At 40.4% G+C, this 18,569-nt stretch carries 13 protein-coding genes, 6 tRNA genes and 1 other RNA gene; 3 read left to right on the plus strand and 17 right to left on the minus strand.

Translation table 11 applies throughout. The features are described 5' to 3' along the window. Positions 1–217: 217 nt before the first annotated feature. From rplI to rpsF, 4 genes are read right to left on the minus strand one after another with little or no spacing between them, the layout of a single operon-like run. Entirely contained in the window at positions 218–670 is a 453-nt protein-coding gene (rplI, locus tag H5090_RS07485; RefSeq protein ID WP_002962755.1) for a 50S ribosomal protein L9, read from the minus strand. A gap of 35 nt (positions 671–705) precedes the next feature. Then, complete coding sequence (rpsR, locus tag H5090_RS07490; RefSeq protein ID WP_002962753.1) at positions 706–933, minus strand: 30S ribosomal protein S18; 228 nt, start codon at positions 931–933, stop codon at positions 706–708. A 12-nt stretch (positions 934–945) separates the two neighbouring features. Then, the gene (priB, locus tag H5090_RS07495; protein WP_004588456.1) at positions 946–1,263 is read right to left on the minus strand and encodes a primosomal replication protein N; all 318 of its coding nucleotides are present in this window, start codon (positions 1,261–1,263) and stop codon (positions 946–948) included. 43 nt (positions 1,264–1,306) lie between these two features. Next, positions 1,307–1,648: a 30S ribosomal protein S6 gene (gene rpsF / locus H5090_RS07500; protein ID WP_002962750.1), complete on the minus strand. Its 342-nt coding sequence runs from the start codon at positions 1,646–1,648 to the stop codon at positions 1,307–1,309. A gap of 375 nt (positions 1,649–2,023) precedes the next feature. Between rpsF and H5090_RS07505 the strand changes: the two genes are divergently transcribed. Next, positions 2,024–3,223, plus strand: a complete 1,200-nt coding sequence (locus tag H5090_RS07505; protein WP_182695408.1) for an alpha/beta hydrolase-fold protein — start codon at positions 2,024–2,026, stop codon at positions 3,221–3,223. Positions 3,224–3,492: 269 nt separating this feature from the next. Here H5090_RS07505 and H5090_RS07510 read toward each other — a convergent pair whose 3' ends face one another. From H5090_RS07510 to H5090_RS07525, 4 genes are read right to left on the minus strand one after another with little or no spacing between them, the layout of a single operon-like run. Beyond that, entirely contained in the window at positions 3,493–4,659 is a 1,167-nt protein-coding gene (locus tag H5090_RS07510; RefSeq protein ID WP_182695409.1) for an FAD-dependent monooxygenase, read from the minus strand. After that, the gene (ubiH, locus tag H5090_RS07515) at positions 4,656–5,843 is read right to left on the minus strand and encodes a 2-octaprenyl-6-methoxyphenyl hydroxylase (protein ID WP_182695410.1); all 1,188 of its coding nucleotides are present in this window, start codon (positions 5,841–5,843) and stop codon (positions 4,656–4,658) included. Before ubiH ends, H5090_RS07510 begins: the two co-directional genes overlap by 4 nt. Positions 5,844–5,858: 15 nt before the next feature. Continuing rightward, complete coding sequence (gene pepP, locus H5090_RS07520; protein ID WP_182692801.1) at positions 5,859–7,181, minus strand: Xaa-Pro aminopeptidase; 1,323 nt, start codon at positions 7,179–7,181, stop codon at positions 5,859–5,861. 28 nt (positions 7,182–7,209) lie between these two features. Further along, positions 7,210–7,773 carry a UPF0149 family protein gene (locus H5090_RS07525; protein ID WP_002962745.1) on the minus strand — a complete coding sequence of 188 codons (564 nt, stop codon included), beginning with the start codon at positions 7,771–7,773 and terminating at the stop codon, positions 7,210–7,212. A 193-nt stretch (positions 7,774–7,966) separates the two neighbouring features. Here H5090_RS07525 and ssrS point away from each other — a divergent pair. Continuing rightward, a non-coding RNA gene (gene ssrS / locus H5090_RS07530) (6S RNA) lies at positions 7,967–8,149 on the plus strand. A gap of 137 nt (positions 8,150–8,286) precedes the next feature. Here the strand turns inward: ssrS and H5090_RS07535 are convergent. From H5090_RS07535 to H5090_RS07575, 9 genes are all read right to left on the minus strand, one after another. After that, positions 8,287–11,370, minus strand: a complete 3,084-nt coding sequence (locus tag H5090_RS07535; RefSeq protein ID WP_182695411.1) for an efflux RND transporter permease subunit — start codon at positions 11,368–11,370, stop codon at positions 8,287–8,289. Next, positions 11,367–12,683, minus strand: coding sequence for an efflux RND transporter periplasmic adaptor subunit (locus H5090_RS07540; protein WP_182695412.1), 1,317 nt, complete (start codon positions 12,681–12,683; stop codon positions 11,367–11,369). The genes H5090_RS07535 and H5090_RS07540 overlap by 4 nt, the downstream gene beginning before the upstream one ends. Further along, positions 12,673–14,088 carry a TolC family protein gene (locus H5090_RS07545; RefSeq protein WP_182695413.1) on the minus strand — a complete coding sequence of 472 codons (1,416 nt, stop codon included), beginning with the start codon at positions 14,086–14,088 and terminating at the stop codon, positions 12,673–12,675. The genes H5090_RS07540 and H5090_RS07545 overlap by 11 nt, the downstream gene beginning before the upstream one ends. Before the next feature lie 483 nt (positions 14,089–14,571). Beyond that, positions 14,572–14,647, minus strand: a tRNA-Thr gene (locus tag H5090_RS07550). A gap of 102 nt (positions 14,648–14,749) precedes the next feature. Next, positions 14,750–14,825 (minus strand) — tRNA-Phe (locus tag H5090_RS07555). Positions 14,826–14,957: 132 nt separating this feature from the next. Continuing rightward, positions 14,958–15,033, minus strand: a tRNA-Thr gene (locus H5090_RS07560). Between the two features lie 57 nt (positions 15,034–15,090). Further along, positions 15,091–15,166, minus strand: a tRNA-Phe gene (locus H5090_RS07565). Positions 15,167–15,218: 52 nt separating this feature from the next. Then, a tRNA-Thr gene (locus tag H5090_RS07570) sits at positions 15,219–15,294 on the minus strand. 71 nt (positions 15,295–15,365) lie between these two features. Then, positions 15,366–15,441 (minus strand) — tRNA-Phe (locus H5090_RS07575). A 330-nt stretch (positions 15,442–15,771) separates the two neighbouring features. On the opposite strand from H5090_RS07575, the gene H5090_RS07580 reads away from it, so the two are divergent. Then, positions 15,772–18,549, plus strand: a complete 2,778-nt coding sequence (locus H5090_RS07580) for a hybrid sensor histidine kinase/response regulator (RefSeq protein WP_182695414.1) — start codon at positions 15,772–15,774, stop codon at positions 18,547–18,549. Positions 18,550–18,569: the final 20 nt, after the last annotated feature.

The following is an 18,569-nucleotide window of genomic DNA, read 5'->3' on the forward strand; positions in this document are numbered from 1 at the left end:
TCTCGGCAATTGCTCCTGCATTGCTCTACCTTCTGCATCCATGCAGTCGTAAATGAGAATTTTTTAACACAGGTAGCGACACGTTTAGCCCCGCAAAATGATTAAGTATTATTGCGGATTGGTATTATTTAACTGTGCCCTCAACTAATGAAGTTAGCCAAATTATAGGCACAAAAAAGCCGTGCTAATAGCACGGCTTTTTTAGCTTAATTAAAAATTAAGCTTCAGCGATTACGATTACTTTGATAGTAGCCGTTACGTCTGAGTGAACTGAAATTGATACGTCAAATTCACCAGTCTCACGGATAGTACCTAGAGGCAAACGAACTTCTGACTTAGCAACTTCAACACCAACAGCTGAGATAGCGTCAGCGATGTCACGAGTACCGATTGAACCGAATAACTTACCTTCGTCACCAGCTTTAGATACTAATGTAACTTCTGCTAATGCTTCTAGTTTTTCAGCGCGTGCTTGTGCAGCAACTAACTGTTCAGCGATTTTCGCTTCAAGTTCTGCACGACGAGCGTCAAACGTTTCAATGTTAGCTTTAGTCGCAGGAACTGCCTTACCTTGCGGGAAAAGGAAGTTACGTGCGAAACCAGATTTAACTACAACCTGTTCACCTAGGCTACCTAGGTTAGCGATCTTATCTAGTAGAATAACTTGCATGTTTCTACACCTTTTAAAAACTGTTAATCCGCTGCTTACTTATGTAAGTCAGTGTATGGAAGAAGGGCTAAGTAGCGAGCACGCTTAATAGCAGTTGCTAGCTGGCGCTGGTATTTAGCGCTAGTACCTGTGATACGGCTAGGTACGATTTTGCCACTTTCTGTAACATAGTTTCTAAGAGTAGCTAGATCTTTGTAATCGATTTGTTGTACGCCTTCCGCTTTAAAGCGGCAGAACTTACGACGTCTGAAATAACGTGCCATGAGATTAATTCCTCAAATAATTCTTTCTATATGCTGAGCATGCAAAACCAATTGGCTAAGGCCGTTACGACCTTCGTGGCGATTTAAAAAACCACTCACTTGCAATGCCTGCCCAACGTGCAAATGTTGAGTCTGTTGTTGCATTTGCTTTCCACTGGCAACTACCTGAAGCCTCACATAACTATTACGGTTAAGGTCTGCTTCGGTTTGCATTGATTTATGTTCTACAACAAAAATACAATGCGGGATGCCAGCAGGGCTTTGGCTAAACTTGGGAGTTTTACAAACTACCCCAGATATAACCAGCTGATTCATATATGGGCTAACCATTATAATAACTGCTGACTACATGCCATGCTAGGACTCAAAACAATTAAGCAGCTGGTGCTTCTTTCTTCTCTTCTCTTGCAAGAGGAGACGCTTCAGTTACAGCATTTTTAGTACGCATAACTAAGTTACGAAGCACTGCATCGTTGTAGCGGAAAGTAGTTTCTAGCTCGCTGATTACTTCAGTAGGTGCTTCAACGTTCATAAGAACATAATGAGCTTTATGAAGCTTGTTGATTGGGTAAGCCAGTTGACGGCGGCCCCAGTCTTCAAGACGGTGGATAGTACCACCAGCTTCAGTGATAGAACCAGTATAACGTTCGATCATACCAGTTACTTGCTCACTCTGATCAGGGTGAACCATGAATACGATTTCGTAATGACGCATGGATATTCCTTACGGTTAATAGAGCCTTCTACCGTTTCGGCCGGTCGGTTTAAGGCAAGGAATTAATAGTTTAAAAGCCGAAATGAGCGCGCATTTTACGCTTAGACGGATAATTAAGCAAGCAGGTTTTTTAAGCTTTTATAGATAAGAGTTTAAAGGCAATTATTGCGAGCTTCGCTCATCCCGTTAGCAAGCCGTAGACCTAAAGGAAAAGCTAAACTCGCAGTTTAATATTTATCATATAGGCCAAGCTTGCGCGCGTAAAAAGCGCAGCTTTGAATTACTTAAGTCTAACACCTGCCTTAAAATATAAGTATTTACTCAAACTTAAAGCCGTGCAATTATTAAACAATACATTATTAAATAAGGATATTTATGAAGCTCTTACTATCGCTCGTATTAATACTTACTTTTAGTACACCATTTTTAAGCCACGCAAAAACCAATACAACCGACATAACCGTTGGTAAAAAAGTCATTTTACAATCAAAAATACTTAACGAAGACAGACCCATTAAAATTTTCATACCTGACACTGTAAAAGACGATCAGCCGCTTTATGTTATTTATTTACTTGATGGTGTTGAGCACTTTCATACGGCGTCTGGGGTTATAAAATCCTTAGTTGATTACGAGCAAATACCTAACGCAATGCTCGTTGGTATTGATACAACTAACCGTGTTCGCGATTATTTACCAAAAGTACAAGGTGAACCTAAAACTGAGTTTCAAACCTTTGTAAAAAATAAATGGCCTGAAGCGGGGCAAACCGACAAGTTTTTAAAGTTTGTGTCTGATGAACTCATGCCTTATATAAACAGTAATTACTCAACTAACGGCTACAACACCTTAATTGGCCACTCTAATGCAGGTACTTTAGCGCTTTATACTTTAGTTAATCAGCCTGAGTTATTTAATAACTATATAGCTATAAGCCCAAACAGTTGGTGGAGTGATGAAGAATTAAAAAATAATATTATAAAATACACTAAAAGCCCTAAAGGCGGTCAATCGTTATTTATTAGTGTAGCAAGTGAAGGGTCACGCTTTTATACAGGTGTATTAAATACTTTAGTAAATTTAGAACAACAAATGCCAACACAGCTAAAATGGGAATATAAGCATTACCCTACTTTTAGTCATATGGGCACCATACTACAAGCCCTTAGCGATAGCCTAATTCACTTATTTGGCGACCTAATTTTTAGCGTTACTGACGAGCACGGAAGATTTGCTGATGTATCACTTATTACAGGTTACTACCAAGCACTGAGTGATAAATATGGGTTTGAGCTTAAAATTCCACAAGATGTATATGTAGAATTTGCTCATAGCCAGCAAAAATTTGGTAACACAGCCAAAGCTATTACCACGCTTAAACACTTTACTACCCATTACCCAAATGCAGCCTATTCTCACATGCGTTTATCGCAAGGCTATACTGCAAATAAGCAGTTCAAAGAAGCCGTCACTAGTATGAAACACGCATTAGAACTTGCTAAGCAAAACTCACGCGACCCGCAGTTAATTGATGCTCTCAAGGATATGGTGAATGAAGCACAAAAGAATTTGTAACTGATTTAACGCAAAGCGCTTTTTAGCTAACGATAGTAATTACGAGCTAGGCTCGTCGCGTCAGCAAGCTAAACGCCTACAGGTAAAATTAAGCTCAGTGTTAAACTTTGCATATAGACGCTGAGCTTGCTCGCGTGAAAAGCGCAGCTTTTAATATATTTAAAACCGTCATAAAAAAAACCGATGTTTAAATTAAACATCGGTTTTTTTAATCAAGCTCATCGCTTTACTTTATCCGTTGGGTTTCGCTTCGCTCAACCCAACCTACGTTACTTTCCTATCGCTTCTTTAGCGAACAGGTGTTTTATTGGGCCTAAATTATCAACTAATGATAGCCCTACTCCGCGGATAAGTTTTTTAACCGGGTTTGCACCTTCAAATAACTCTTTTAACCCTTGCATCATGGCTATGTGCTTTTGCGCATCGAGCTTACGGGTACGTTCGTAATCGCGAAGTGTGCGCGTGCTTGCAAATTCTTTATTATTACTTGTTAAAAGCTCAATTAAATAAGCGGCATCTTTTAGGCCTAGATTCATACCAAGCCCTGCAAGTGGATGGATTGTATGTGCAGCATCGCCAATGAGTACCACTTTGCCTGAAACCCATTGCTGGGCGTAGCGCATTTTAAGTGGAAAAGCAGCGCGATTGCTTTGCACTTCACACAGCCCGCATTGGCCATCTATGGCTGCCATTACGGCTTTATTAAAGCTGCTGTCGTCCATTGCAAGCAGCTCATCGCAGTGGTTTGGGCTAGTAGACCATACTATTGAATGGGTATTTGCATCGCTCAGAGGTAAAAATGCCAGCGGCCCGGTTGGTAAAAACACTTGGCGTGCGGTGTTTTCGTGCGGCTCTTTGGTTTTTACGGTTGCGACTAGCGCATGGTGATCGTAATCTTTAAAGCTAAGTGCCATATTAAATTGTTTGCGAATAGCTGAGTTTGCCCCATCAGCGGCCACCAGCAGTTTTGCAATAATTGGCTCGCCGCTTTTAAGCGTTATAAATACATCTGATTCGCTTTGATGTATTTGCTGATACTGCGTATCAAACATTAGCGTGGCACTTGGTTGTTGCTCTAGCTCTTTTATAAGCGCGTAGCGGATAATGTCGTTTTCAACAATATGGCCTAAATGCTCAAGCTCAAGTTGTTTGTTATCAAACGCTATTTTGCCAAAACTGTCGGCATCACGTACATCCATATGCGTATAAGCGCACGCTCGCTGTGCGATAATTTCTGGCCATACATTTAATTGCTCAAGCAAGGTTTGACTTGCAATGCTTAGCGCACTTACGCGCAAACCATATTCGTCAGTTGGCAACGCTTGTGTTGGTGCGCCGTCGAGTACAACGACGCTTATATCGGCTTTTGCCAATCCAAGTGCTAGTGTTAGCCCTACGCAGCCACCACCTACAATACAAACCTGTGCTTGCTTCATAAACGCCTACCTTGTTTAACTTGCCCCATTAACTGTTTGGCTAATGGCGCTTTTAATGCGGGAAATAAATCCATCGAAAACAACCCAATACTGCGCCCCAATGCGAGCACTCGCGATGAGTTTGAAAAAAGCCTAACAAGTGCATCGGTTAAGCTCATTACGGTTTTTATATCATCACTGCGCTTTTTAGAATATTCACGTGTAAACGCATAGCTGCCTAAACCGTGTTGGCTGTTTGCTATTAAATTACTTAGTACTTGCACGTCGCGAAGGCCTAAATTAAAACCTTGCCCTGCAATAGGATGAATAGCATGTGCGGCATTACCAATAACCACTGTACGGTGCGCAGTCAAAGACTCGACTTGCCCGTAAACGAGCGGGTAACTCGTGCGCATGCCTACTTTAGTAAATTGACCACCGCGATAACCAAACGCACTTTGTAGGGCACTTATAAAGTCTTGTTCATTAAGTGCCATGTGCTGTTCAACCTGATCTTGGCTCATACACCACACCAACGAATAACGGTTATTGCTCATGGGTAATAACGCCATAGGCCCGCTTTGTGTAAAACGCTCAAAGGCATGATTATTATGCCCACCAGCTACTTCTACATTGGCAATAATTGCGCCTTGTTCATAAGGCTGGGTATTAAAGCCAAGCTCAAGTAAATTACGTGTGGGTGATTGTGTACCATCAGCAATAACCAATAGCGCTGCGCTTAATTGCTCGCCGCTTTGCAGGGTAAGTGTATTGCTGTGCAGGGTTTGCTCAATGGCAATTACGCTATCGGGGCACAAAAGCGTAATATTTGATTGCGTTAAACGCAGGTGGAGCGCTCGGCCAAAAGGGTTAACTTCTACTACGTAACCAAGTGAAGGTTTAGCAAATTCGTCGCAATTAATGTGCGCTTTGCCAAAGTGGCCTCTATCAGACACGCTCACTTTTTTGATTACGGCGGTGTAAGGGGCATTTTGTTCAAATAAATTGAGGCTTTGTAAATACTCTACCGATTGCTGAGCAAGTGCAATGCTTCTGTCGTCAAAGCTTGGGTGGTAGTCGCCGGTAACTTGATTAGCTTCTACAACGGCAATATTTAACGCGGGATTAGTTTTAGCCACACTTAACGCGCAGCTTGCTCCCGCTAAACCACCGCCAATAACAACTACATCAAACTGCTTAGCCACTTTACTCTCCGAGCTTTATACGTTTTTAGCACTTTGCATAAGTGCTTCTATATCGCTAATTTTTTTAGGCACGCTTAGGGTCAAGTTTTCATGGCCTGTTTCGGTAACTAGCAAGTTATCTTCAATACGAATACCAATGCCTTTGTATTTTTGCGGTGCGCTTGAGTCTTCGCTGATATAAAGCCCAGGCTCTATGGTGAGTACCATACCGGGCTCAAATGCACGCTCAACGTTATTTACTTTGTAATCGCCAACATCATGTACATCTAAACCAAGCCAATGCCCAAGCCCGTGCATGTAATATTCTTTACATGCCCCTTTTGCCATTAGCTCATCAAAGTCGCCGGTTAAAATACCTAAATCAAGTAAACCTTGGGTCATTACTTCCATTGCTAGTTTATTAGCATGCGACATGTAACCACCTGGTTTTACTTCATCAAAAGCAACTTCTTGCGCTTTAAGTACAATATTGTAAAGCGCGGCTTGCTCTTCGCTAAATTGTCCATTTACTGGAAAAGTACGGGTAATATCGGCGGCGTAACCTTGTAGTTCACAACCGGAATCTATAAGTACCAGGTCGCCATTTTTTAATACGTCGCTATTTTGCGTGTAATGTAAAATATTGGCGTTGTCGCCACTACCAACAATTGTGCCGTACGCCGGGTGCGGCGCACCATTCATAGCATAATGATGATGCAGCTCAGCCTCTAGCTGAAATTCAGTAGCTCCGGGGTGTGAAAAACGCATAGCGCGCATATGCCCTCGCGCACTAATTTCACAGCCTTCTCGCATAACATTTACTTCGCTTGGCGATTTAAACAAACGCATTTCATGAATAAGGCCGCGTATTTCTTTTAAAGTACTCGGTGCTTTGAGGCCTTTTCGCGCACCACTTCTAAGTGTGCCTAGTAACGTAAACACTTTGGTATCAAATGAAGGATAAGCACCTTGTGCAAAATAAATCGCATCTTTTTCATTTAGTATATCGAGTAGCTTATCGTTTAATTCACTTAACGGGTAAGCTTCATCAAACAAGTAGTCACTTTTAGCTTTATCAAAGCCAACTCTGCGGCCATGCCAAATTTCTGCAAGCTTGTCTTTATCTAGGCAAAATAAAGTACTGGGTGCATCGCTGTTGTTACATAGTACAAGTACAGCGTCGGGTTCGTTAAAGCCTGTTAAATAGAAAAAGTCGCTATCTTGTCTAAATGCATATTCGGTATCGCGGCTACGCGTCACTTCGCTCGCAGCGGGAATAATAGCAACGCTATTTTTATCCATTTGCGCAAGTAAACGCTCACGGCGTGCTTTAAATTCTGACTTTTGTACTTCAACCATTATTAACCAACCCGTTTAACTTTTTAAACTAATGAAGTGTTTTTTTAGTACTTTGCGTGTTTTGCTCTTTACCAAGCTCTGCAAAACAAAGTAGTGCTGATACGCGCACATATTCAATCACTTCGTGCAGCGCTTGGCTGTCTTCTTCGGTTTCTTCAAAAGTGGTATCTAGGCGAGTGATTTCGCTAAAGTCAGTAATAACCTCTTTAACATCGCTTGATAACTTACCGTAATCTTTTTGCTTTAAGCCAAAACCAAGCATAAACCCTGCTACCCATGATACGAGGCCATTAGCCTGATCGATGAGTGTTTCGTCATCGTTTGGTAAAAATAAATCAAACTGAAATTCGTCATCATTAAAGCTCGCAACTACTTGCTTATAAATAGTGCCAAAAAACTGCTTTAAATCGTTACTAAATGATTCACCATCGTTAAACACATCGCTCAAAAGGCCTAAGTATTCTTTGTCGTCAATGGTTAAACCACACGCAAGTAAACCACTAATTACACCATGCGCTTCGGCAGGTGATACAAATATTTCGTTTTTTTCTAAAAGCAGTTGAGCTTTTTCGTAATCGGGTAAATCGTTCATAATCGAATCTTCGCTTTGCAAGTTAAGGCAATGCTACCACTCGATAAAAAGCAACTCCAATTAATTGTATGATCAAGCTCAAAAACCATGCGATAAAGTAAATGACGAGTTAAAGGTGCGGGAAAACTAAGCGAACGGTTTAATTTTTTACGTTTAGGGTTTAAGGATTGGATTATGTCTTATATACTTAAATTGTTCCCTGGGGTACCGGAGCTTGGTTAAGTCCCTGAGCCGATAAATTTTATACCAGGATTTCTGTTCGTCTACTATTGTGCAAGCTCGGCATGTACCGAGAAGCCTACGGTAAACCGCAGATTTCCGCCCTGAAACCTTCTGGTTTCAGGACTGAAACCGGGTACCGTATCTTGGGGAACACCTTCTTATTTTTATACTCCCTCTTATTACTTATTCATTTTTTTGCTATACCTTCGTACATTATTTTTATAATTTTTGGCAAAAAAAAGCTGCAAGCAATTTCTTACTTACAGCTAAATTTTAAATGCTTACGCTTATTTACTTAAACCAACCTTGAAAGCGCTCCATCATCATGTAGTTTATTGGCACTAACAATAAAGTAATAAAGGTCGCAAAAATAATCCCAAACCCTAGACTTACCGCCATAGGTATTAAAAACTGCGCCTGAGTCGCTTTTTCAAATAATAACGGCATTAAGCCAATAAAGGTCGTTAAACTAGTTAGCATTACAGGGCGAAAACGCGATGCACCTGCAATTTTAACCGCATCTAGTAATTTGCCGCCTTCACTGCGCTTTTTATTGATAAAATCAACTAGTACAAGGGAGTCATTTACTACCACCCCAGTTAAAGCGAGCATACCAAGCAAGCTCATAATGGTTAAATCCATGCCCATAATCCAATGCCCGACTACAGCACCTATCATGCCAAATGGAATTACACTCATTACTATAATTGGCTGTAAGTAAGATTTAAGCGGTATTGCTAATAGCGCATAAATTATGAAAAATACAAACACAAGCGCCCAAGCCAATGACCCAAACGACTCTCGCTGCTCTTTAGCCTCACCTTCTAGTTTGTAATCTACTCCAGGATATTGCTGCATTAATTCATCTAAATACTCCGTTAGGTCAGCCTGAAGTATGGTCATGTTGGTGTTATTTTTTTCGATATCCGCTGTTACATTTAAAGTACGGTAGCGGTCTATTCGGTTAATAGTTGACGGGCTTTGCCCTGCGGTAAGGGTTGCAACATGCGATAACGGCACCGAGCCACCAGTAGGTGTATTGATGAGTATATTTTGTAAATCGGCTACAGAGCGGCGCTCGTCTATGGGCAAGCGTACCATTACTCGTACATCATCACGTCCGCGCTGAATACGTTGGACTTGCGAGCCAAAGAACGAGTTACGCACTTGACCTGCAACATTGACTCTATTTAAGCCCAGCGCTAAGCCTTGCTGCGTAAGCTCTATTTGTAACTCTTCTTTACCATCAGACATGCTATCGGCAATATCAAATACCGTTGGGTAGGTCGATAAACGGGTTTTAATGTGATCAGCCACGTCTTGTAAAATAGTCAACGAAGTCCCGCTCAGCTGCACGTCAATTGGGTCAGAACTTCGGCCAATTTCAGCTCTAAACGTTAAGCTTTCAGCGCCTGGAATGACACCAATTAAATCTCGCCATTCGCTGGCTAGCTCTCTTGATCCTATGTCTGATTCACGCTTTTCAGCCGGTGTTATTTCAAAGCGTACTGAACCTGAATTAGATACACCACCGCGCCCACCTGTTGTGGCTAATATATTTAAAATAACGCTTTCACCTGTATCTGGGTCGCGGTATTTTTCTTGTAATTGCTGCGCCTTTTGCGACATATCAATTACGTATTTATTAGTGACTTCAAACGGCGTACCTGTTGGTAGTGTTAAGTTAACGCGGACTGTTTCGCTTGGTATACGCGGGAAAAATACAAACTTAGTCCAACCACTAGTGATCATGGTTAAAATTATTATAAACACACCAACAAACAAACTTACCGAAGCCAATTTATGGCGCAGTGCTAAATTTAAAGTGGGTTGGTAATATTTTAAAATCGCGTTTTCAAATCCATCTGCAAAACGCTGTTGAATAACATCAAACTTTGAAGGTTCGCCTTTTTCGTGGCGTAGTTTTATATATTTTAAATGTGCGGGTAGTACAAATTTAGATTCAATCAATGAAAACAATAATACCGGAATAACCACTACCGGTATTTGTGCAAACAAAGCACCGCGCGCCCCTTCAATAAAGGCCAAAGGTAAAAAGGCGGCAACGGTAGTTAATACACCAAATGTTACTGGTGTTGCGACTTCTTGAGTACCTAAAATTGCAGCCTGCTCGCCCGACTTAGCTGTTTTTAAATGGGTATAGACATTTTCGCCAGTAACTATGGCGTCATCAACAACAATCCCAAGTACTAATATAAAGCCAAATAAGCTCATAATATTAAGGGTTACGCCAAATATAGGCATCGCTATAAACGCGCCCATAAACGAAACCGGAATACCAATAAATACCCAAAATGCAATTGCAGGTCGTAAAAACAAAGTAAGCAAAGCAAGTACTAAAATACCGCCTTGTAGGGCATTTGTCGTTAGTGTGGCAATTCGACTTTTAACCAGCTCCGAATCATCATCCCAGTAACTTAGTTCAAATCCTTGTGGAAGGGAGCTTTGTTGCTCTTTTATGTAATTTTTAACTTCGTCAGCAACAGTAATCGCACTTTGCGGACCAATTCGATATACGTCGATAAATGCAGCCTGCTTACCATTAAAGCGAGTACGTACTGGGGTTTCTTCAAAATCGTCTTTAATTATTGCAATATCGCCTAAACGAATAATCGTGCCGTCAGCTTGGTTTTTAACAACAATATTGGCAAATTCATCTTTACGATATGCTTGCCCTTTAGAGCTTATAAGTACGTCCCCACCTTCAGTTTTCAAGTTACCAGCAGAAATATCAGAGCTTGAATTAGCAATGGCACTCGATATTTGTGCAAGGCTTAAATCGTACTGACGAAGAACGTCTTGGCTTACTTCAATGGCAATTTCGTAATCACGAACACCACTTAGCTCTACCTGCGTCACATTTGGTAAACGTAGAATTTGATCGCGTACTGTTTCTGCGTATTCGCGGGTTTCTTTTTCGCCGTAATCACTTGATACGGTAACCGCGATAACTTCGCGAATTCGTTCCGCAAGCGCCACTATTGGCTTTTCAGCATCCGCTGGAAAGGTATTAATTGCATCTACACGACTTTTAATATCAGCTAAAAGCTCACGCGGGTCGTAGCCCGTTTCAACTTCAATTGTTACAGAGCCTGAGCCTTCAGAAGAGCGGCTAAATATTTGCTTTATGCCCTCTAAATCTTGTACGGCTTCTTCTATACGAATTGTTACGCCTTGCTCTACATCCTCTGGTGTTGAACCGCGCAAACTTACGTTCACGCTTATCATGTCGGTTTCGAATGAAGGGAATACTTCAAGCGGTATTTTAGTCGATAAACTAAAAAGCCCCGACAGCAGCAGTGTTACTAGCAATAAGTTAGCTGCAACATGGTTTTTGGCAAACCAAGCTATCATGGCTTATCTCCTTGCTTTGCTGGACGGCGTTTTTTTAACTCTTCAACACTAATACCAAGCTCTTTTGCTTTTTGTTCAAGCTGCTCTGGAGTCAGACGCTTTCCTTTACCTTGCCCATTCACTCCACGGCTTTTAGGTTGATCTGCGCTTTGTTCACCTAAAATACTTACTTGAGTTCCTGAACTTACTTGGCCAAGTGGAGTAATAACAAGCTTATCATTTGCGTTTAAACCGGTTTTTATCATCGCCTGAGTCGCATTTTGCCAAGCTAGTGTGATGTCTTTGCGCTTAAGTACGCCACCTTCAACAATGTAAACGTACGTTCCTTGATAAATTGTACTGTTAGGAATTATAAGTGCGTTAGATACTGTTCTGCCGGTAATTTGCGCTTTTATATACTGCCCAATTTTTATTGGGTACTGGTTATTTGCTGTTGCTTTATACGGGTCATTAATTTTAGCAACTACATAAAGCTGCTGTGCGCCTTCATCTATAGCACCTTCTGTGCGTGCTAATTGACCTTGCCACGTTTGCTCACCTACTAAGTCAGAAGTAAATTTAACAATTGAACCCGCTTGGTTTTTAGCACCATCGCGATACTGCTCTGGTAAATTTACAAATGGGAGATCTTTATTTTTAATTGGTAAGCGAATCTCAACGCTATCGATTGCGTAAATGGTTGCTAACTGTGTGTTGTTGGTAACAACTTGCCCTAAATCAACACTGCGGCTAAGTATACGCCCCGCATATGGCGCCGTTACTTTAGTGCGCTCTAAATCAAGCATCGCTTTTTCAAGTGCTGCCTGAGCCGATAAAACCTCAGCTTCAGCGGCTGCTAGTTGTGGCTCACGTAGTACTAAGCTGCTTGCCTGATTTGAGCCGCCAAGGCGCTTCCAATCGGTAATAGCTTGTTGCCCACGCGCCTTCTCTTCTAGCAAACCTTGCTCTGCTGTTAATAAATTGGCTTGAGCAGATTTAACTTCAGCCTGATGATCTCTGTCGTCTAGTTTTAAAAGTACATCGCCTTTTTCAAAAAAACCGCCTTCTCTAAAGTCATCACTTACTTCAATTATTTGCCCAGATGCCTGAGCCACTAACAAACTTTGTGTACGTGGTTTTACCGTACCGTAGCTGTCTATCATAACTTGATAATTTTGTGGTTTTAGCTCAAGCGCAGCCACACTTATTGATGCCTTAGGAGGTGCCCCAAAGCGTTTAGCCTCTGGTGGATTCCCCTTAATAAACATAACAATTAAAATTGTGGCAACAATAACCACCGCTGGAATAATAATTTTTGCTGTTTTAGTTTTCATCGTTATTGCTCTTTAGTTCACTTGAGGGCTTTGCAAAATCACCACCAAGGGCAATGTGTAGGTTAATTCTATTGGCTATTAATTGGTTTTTAATATCGATTAAGGAGCTTTGCGCGTCAAAAGAACGGTCTTGGGCATCAAGCACTGTCGTGTAAGTTACCAAGCCACTTTGATACTGCTCAAACGACAATTGCTCTGCAGCAAGTGCGTTTTCTTGTGCCTCTAACGTGCTTGTATATTGAGCTTTGAGGGACTGCTGCTGCGAAATTGCATTTTCAACATCACCAAATGCGTCATAAAGCGTTTGTAAATAAAGCTGCTCTTGCTTTTGAGTATTAAGACGCGCTATTTCTTCGTTGGCTTTTAAGCGCCCACCTTCAAAAAGTGGCGCTGAAATACTACCTAACAAAGACCATGCAAGGCTTGATGGAGAAAACAAGTCGCTTACTCTGTCTGTACTATCACTTAATGAAGCTGTTAAATCTAAACTTGGAAAGCGTTGTTTGTGCGCATATGCCAATGATGCGTCGGCTGCTAAAAGCTCATACCAACTTGCACGTAGAGTAGGTTTTCGCGTTATAAGCTCAGAAGGTAATCCTAGAGGAATATCGGTATTAATAACAGGTAAGTCACTACTAGCAGTAATAGCGCCTTTTGGGTATTCACCAAGTAAACGCTCAAGTACACGTGCTGATGCCGATAAACTCGCTTTTTGAGTGGCAATGCGAGAGCGTTCATTATTAAGCTCATTACGCGCTAAATACACATCGAGCGCTTCGTTTATGCCTTGGCGATAGCCAGCTTCAATAATATCGAGATTTTGTTGTGAGTTGGCTTCGCGACGTTTAAATAAATCCAGTAATTGCTGCGCCGTAACCACATCAAACCAACCTGTTACCACATCAGCAACAAGTTGCTGTTTAGCTTGCTCAAACCGTGCCTGCTGAGCTAAATAGTTAAGATTAGCTTCGCGCTTGGCGTCAGAGAGCTTACCCCATAAATCAACCTCGTAAGTTAAGTTTAAACTAGCTGAGCTTGCGTTGTCGTAACTTACAGGGCGGTTGTCTTTACTACGGCTTGTACGTGTTGATAAATCGAGGCTTGGCCAAAGTGCAGCACCCGAGACTATAAGTTGCTGCTTTTGAATTTCAACATCATAACTCGTTTGCAAAAGCTGTTGGTTATTTTTAAGTGCTTGTTGTACAAATTTATTAAGCGTAGGATTTTGTAATTGTGTAAGCCATTGCTCTTGTATTTTTAATACTGAGCTTGATGCTTCTTGCTGCCATTGCTGAGGCATATTATTAGGGACTTGCATGCGCTGAGACGAGTTTAAATCACTCGCACAGCCGCTGAGCAGCATCACACTAATTGCCAGTAGGGTTGGCTTGCATTGCCAAATCATAATTAAACCTAAATTACTGCTATTTATGAACGTAATTCAAGCACTTTGGCAAATTTTGCTCAACTTACTTTACATAACATTACATAGCTAGCGATGAATTAACATAATAGCCAGTTATACGGTAAAAATGAGTAAATGATCAGCAATTTTTAATACTAAAATTAACTTTTTGTAGTGTATCTAAAAGATTATACCTATTCGCTTAATTAAGTGATCTATTTTGAGGTAAGAAAATCGTGTCGATAACAAGGCAAAAATTTCGTTATTTTTGTCTTATATCAGAAATTTTTAACGCAGTTAACGGCAGGTTTAATCACTCAAATTAATTAAGTATTATTGCGGATTGGTATTAGACATATAGAAACAAAAAAGCCCCGCTATAAGCGAGGCTTTTAAATAAATGGTGCCGACTAACAAAGTCGAGCGGGTAACTTATACAGACTACTGATTACAAGTCAGTTGCTTCAAGTTACCTAAAATAAATGGTGCCGACTAACCGAGTCGAACGGTTGACCTACTGATTACAAGTCAGTTGCTCTACCAGCTGAGCTAAGTCGGCACACAAAACTGTGTGCTAAGGCACGTTCAATTTTAAAGATTGAGAACTTTTATAAAGCACTTAAAATAAAAAAACCTTGCATAAGCAAGGCTTTTCAATAAATGGTGCCTCGACGCGGAATCGAACCACGGACACGAGGATTTTCAATCCTCTGCTCTACCGACTGAGCTATCGAGGCACATAAACTGTGCTAGTTACAGATTAACGAAATTAACCTTTAACTTAATAAATGGTGCCGACTAACCGAGTCGACGGGTAATTTGAACAGACTACTGATTACAGTTTTTCTTTTCAAACTACTTTAAATAAATGGTGCCGACTAACCGAGTCGAACGGTTGACCTACTGATTACAAGTCAGTTGCTCTACCAGCTGAGCTAAGTCGGCACACAAAACTGTGTGCTAAGGCACGTTCAATTTTAAAGATTGAGAACTTAAAGTAAATGGTGCCTCGACGCGGAATCGAACCACGGACACGAGGATTTTCAATCCTCTGCTCTACCGACTGAGCTATCGAGGCACATAAACTGTGCTAGTTACCGATTAATAAAATTAACCTTTAACTTAATAAATGGTGCCGACTAACCGAGTCGAACGGTTGACCTACTGATTACAAGTCAGTTGCTCTACCAGCTGAGCTAAGTCGGCACACAAAACTGTGTGCTAAGGCACGCGTAATAATGTTTAAACTGTTGATTAAACACCACTAATTTAATAAATGGTGCCTCGACCCGGAATCGAACCAGGGACACGAGGATTTTCAATCCTCTGCTCTACCAACTGAGCTATCGAGGCACTAAACAGTGCTAATTAAAAATCTTAAAGTATTTTTAATGCAATTCCCACTCATCTCTACCGACTGAGCTATCTGGGCGTGCGGCGTATTAAACGAGTTTTGCCCTTACAAGTCAACTTTTTTTTTATTCTTTATAACTGTTTGAACGGTTTTCAGACAACTCAGTGTGTTTTTTATTAATAACGTTCATTTTTACCACAAATCGAACTATAAATATAAATAAATCAGACTAAAACCGTAGTGAATTATTTTTTGTAAATGTTACGATTAGCTTAGATACGTACGATAGGGACTTATCGTAGTAAAATCACATCAATTGGAAACAATCAATGCAGAGTAAATTTTCATCGCCAGTCAAAGGCTTATTACCTCTTTTTTTAATCATAAATATTGCAGTAACAGCGCTTGCTATTATTGCCCACTCATTTTATTCACAAACTGAAGTTAAGACAGCCCAACCTGCATCATCTGTTAATATTGTAACGCTTGCCGATAGATTAGACTTACCTATGGTTGATGCATTAACTATGTATGGTCAAGGTAAAGTAAGGCAGTTACTTGATTTAACGTCGTTATTAGATGATGACTTTGAATATACTCTATATCGCTTCAATCCAACATCAGGTACTCAATTGGTATATAGCAGTAGTAAACCTGCTATCGCTTCAATTAAAACTGAAAAGCATCTAGTAGAAGAAGGCATCCTACATCACTTACTGCTGTTAAACGATCAACCTATTGGCGAGCTTATTATTAAGCAAAACCTACCAACCGCTCCTTTAAGCGCTCAAAACTCTCAAGTTATTGCCTACATTATTGCGATAGCAAGCGTAGCTGCATTATTTATATTTACTTTAATGTTTAATATGTACATTAATAGTCGCTTACGAAAAAGTACTGACACTCTTACACAAGAGCTGCAGGCAATCACCGAAAATGCTAATTACAATAGTAGTGTTGATGAGCAGCTTGATATTGGTTTAGGTGTAGTGGCAAAAAACATTAACTTACTGCTACAAAAAGTACAGACTGCGATGAGTGAGAATGACGCCGCACAAAAAGAGCTTTATAAATTACAAAATGGCCTAGAAGCCGAAGTGCAAAATCGTACTATAGCGCTTGAGCAAGCCACATTAAAAGCAGAGCGAGCAAGCGAAACCAAAACGACCTTTTTAGCCACAATGAGCCACGAAATAAGAACACCGATGAATGGTGTTATAGGCACTATTGATTTACTGCGCCAGACCGAACTTGATGGCGCTCAACATCGTTTAAGTACAATTATTCGTGAATCAGCATTTTCGTTATTGAGCATTTTGGATGATATCTTAGATTTTTCTAAAATTGAGGCTGGAAAGCTAAATATTGACCCGATCCCATTTTCGGTAACCGATACCATTGAAGAAGTTGCTCGAGTGCTCTCATCAGTTGCTAAAAAACGTGAGCTTGATTTAGAACTAGCAATAGCACCAGATATTCCAGTCAACCTTACCGGTGATAGTGTGCGTGTACGTCAGGTGCTTTATAACCTATGTAGCAACGCAATTAAATTCACTAGCACTGATGAAAAAACCCAAGGCCATGTAAAAATATCAGTAGAGGTGGTTCATAATACGACTGATCACTTTACCTTACGCTTTTGCGTAACTGATAACGGTAAAGGCATGTCGCAGACGCAACTTCGCGAAATATTTAATCCATTTATTCAGGCCGAAAACTCAATTACCCGAGAATATGGTGGCACCGGTTTAGGTCTTTCTATTTGTAAAAGCTTAACTGAGCTTATGCTAGGTACTATTCATGTAACTAGTCATACCGGAATTGGCAGTGAGTTTACAGTAGAGCTGCCGTTTAGCACATCGGGTAAAATTAAGTACGCACATAAAGGTGCATTAAATGGTAAGCAAATTGTTGTAGTTAGTAATCACCTAGAACGTGAAAAAACAATGTACCGTTATTTATCGTTCATGGGCGCTAAAATAATTTATGCACACACAGAAGAAGAAATTGAAGAGCACCAGCATTCACAAAATATTATTTGGGTAGCTGATGGCATAGACAATATGGATAAAACTAATGCGCTGCTAAGACGTTTATTTTATTCATTAGAGGATTATAACCAACAAGTTGTTGTACTAAGTAAGCTTGATGAAGCAGCTATAAATCATAAAAACATTTTTTATATTAATGCCTCTCCTCTATGTAAATCTAACTTTATGCTTTCTATATTGGTGGCTGCAGGGTTACATACACCTAAGCAAATTAAAAAAACCAAAACACTTAATAACTATTTAAATGTTGAGCAGGCACGTAATTCAAACAAATTGGTTCTACTTGTTGAAGATAACCTTCTAAACCAACAAGTCCTCACCGATCAACTACATATACTGGGCTTTGGCGTTGAAATAGCTAACAACGGTGAAGAAGGTCTAGATATGTGGAGAAAAGGTGATTACTCACTTATTTTAACCGACTTACACATGCCTAAAATGTCGGGTTACGATATGGTCGAAAAAATCCGTAATGAAGCAGAGCTATTAGAATCGATTGATGCACAGCCTTACATTATTGCAGTAACAGCAAACGCACTTAAAGGCGAAAAAGAGCGCTGTTTAGCGGTAGGTATTAACGACTTCATTACCAAACCTATAGAGCTAAACGCGTTAGAAGAAACTCTAAAACGTTGGAGCGATAAACAAAGCCAAAACCCAAATGTAGTTATTCATCAAACTATGGCACTACCTATTGATATGGAAGCTGTTGCTAAATATGTAAACGGTGATGACGCTAAGCAAATTCGTTTTTTCAAAATGTATTTAGAACAAAGCCAAGGCTTAATTAAGAGTATTAATTCCGGCGTTATGGTTAACGATTTAAATGAGATTATTGAAGGGTGTCATCAATTAAAATCGATCTCCAAGACAATTGGTGCCCAAACGGTGGCAGAACTTTCAAGTGCATTTGAAGATAAATGTAAAGAAGGTGAACTCACAACCGATGAATTAATAGAGTTAAGAGATAAGCTGGAAATTGAATACTCTAAAGCTGCTCAATTTTTAAAGGAACAAATTAAAATATCTGAGCAAGAAGATGAGTTAAATGAATAAATAAACATAAAAAAAGGGCT

This window comes from Pseudoalteromonas sp. SR43-5 (assembly GCF_014163835.1).
Classification (GTDB): domain Bacteria; phylum Pseudomonadota; class Gammaproteobacteria; order Enterobacterales; family Alteromonadaceae; genus Pseudoalteromonas; species Pseudoalteromonas distincta.

Bases quoted from the DNA above. Each gene is read 5' to 3' on its own strand.
- rplI (WP_002962755.1), bottom strand. From the start codon at position 670: ATGCAAGTTATTCTACTAGATAAGATCGCTAACCTAGGTAGCCTAGGT.
- rpsR (WP_002962753.1), bottom strand. From the start codon at position 933: ATGGCACGTTATTTCAGACGTCGTAAGTTCTGCCGCTTTAAAGCGGAA.
- priB (WP_004588456.1), bottom strand. From the start codon at position 1,263: ATGGTTAGCCCATATATGAATCAGCTGGTTATATCTGGGGTAGTTTGT.
- rpsF (WP_002962750.1), bottom strand. From the start codon at position 1,648: ATGCGTCATTACGAAATCGTATTCATGGTTCACCCTGATCAGAGTGAG.
- H5090_RS07505 (WP_182695408.1), top strand. From the start codon at position 2,024: ATGAAGCTCTTACTATCGCTCGTATTAATACTTACTTTTAGTACACCA.
- H5090_RS07510 (WP_182695409.1), bottom strand. From the start codon at position 4,659: ATGAAGCAAGCACAGGTTTGTATTGTAGGTGGTGGCTGCGTAGGGCTA.
- pepP (WP_182692801.1), bottom strand. From the start codon at position 7,181: ATGGTTGAAGTACAAAAGTCAGAATTTAAAGCACGCCGTGAGCGTTTA.
- H5090_RS07525 (WP_002962745.1), bottom strand. From the start codon at position 7,773: ATGAACGATTTACCCGATTACGAAAAAGCTCAACTGCTTTTAGAAAAA.
- H5090_RS07535 (WP_182695411.1), bottom strand. From the start codon at position 11,370: ATGATAGCTTGGTTTGCCAAAAACCATGTTGCAGCTAACTTATTGCTA.
- H5090_RS07540 (WP_182695412.1), bottom strand. From the start codon at position 12,683: ATGAAAACTAAAACAGCAAAAATTATTATTCCAGCGGTGGTTATTGTT.
- H5090_RS07545 (WP_182695413.1), bottom strand. From the start codon at position 14,088: ATGATTTGGCAATGCAAGCCAACCCTACTGGCAATTAGTGTGATGCTG.
- H5090_RS07580 (WP_182695414.1), top strand. From the start codon at position 15,772: ATGCAGAGTAAATTTTCATCGCCAGTCAAAGGCTTATTACCTCTTTTT.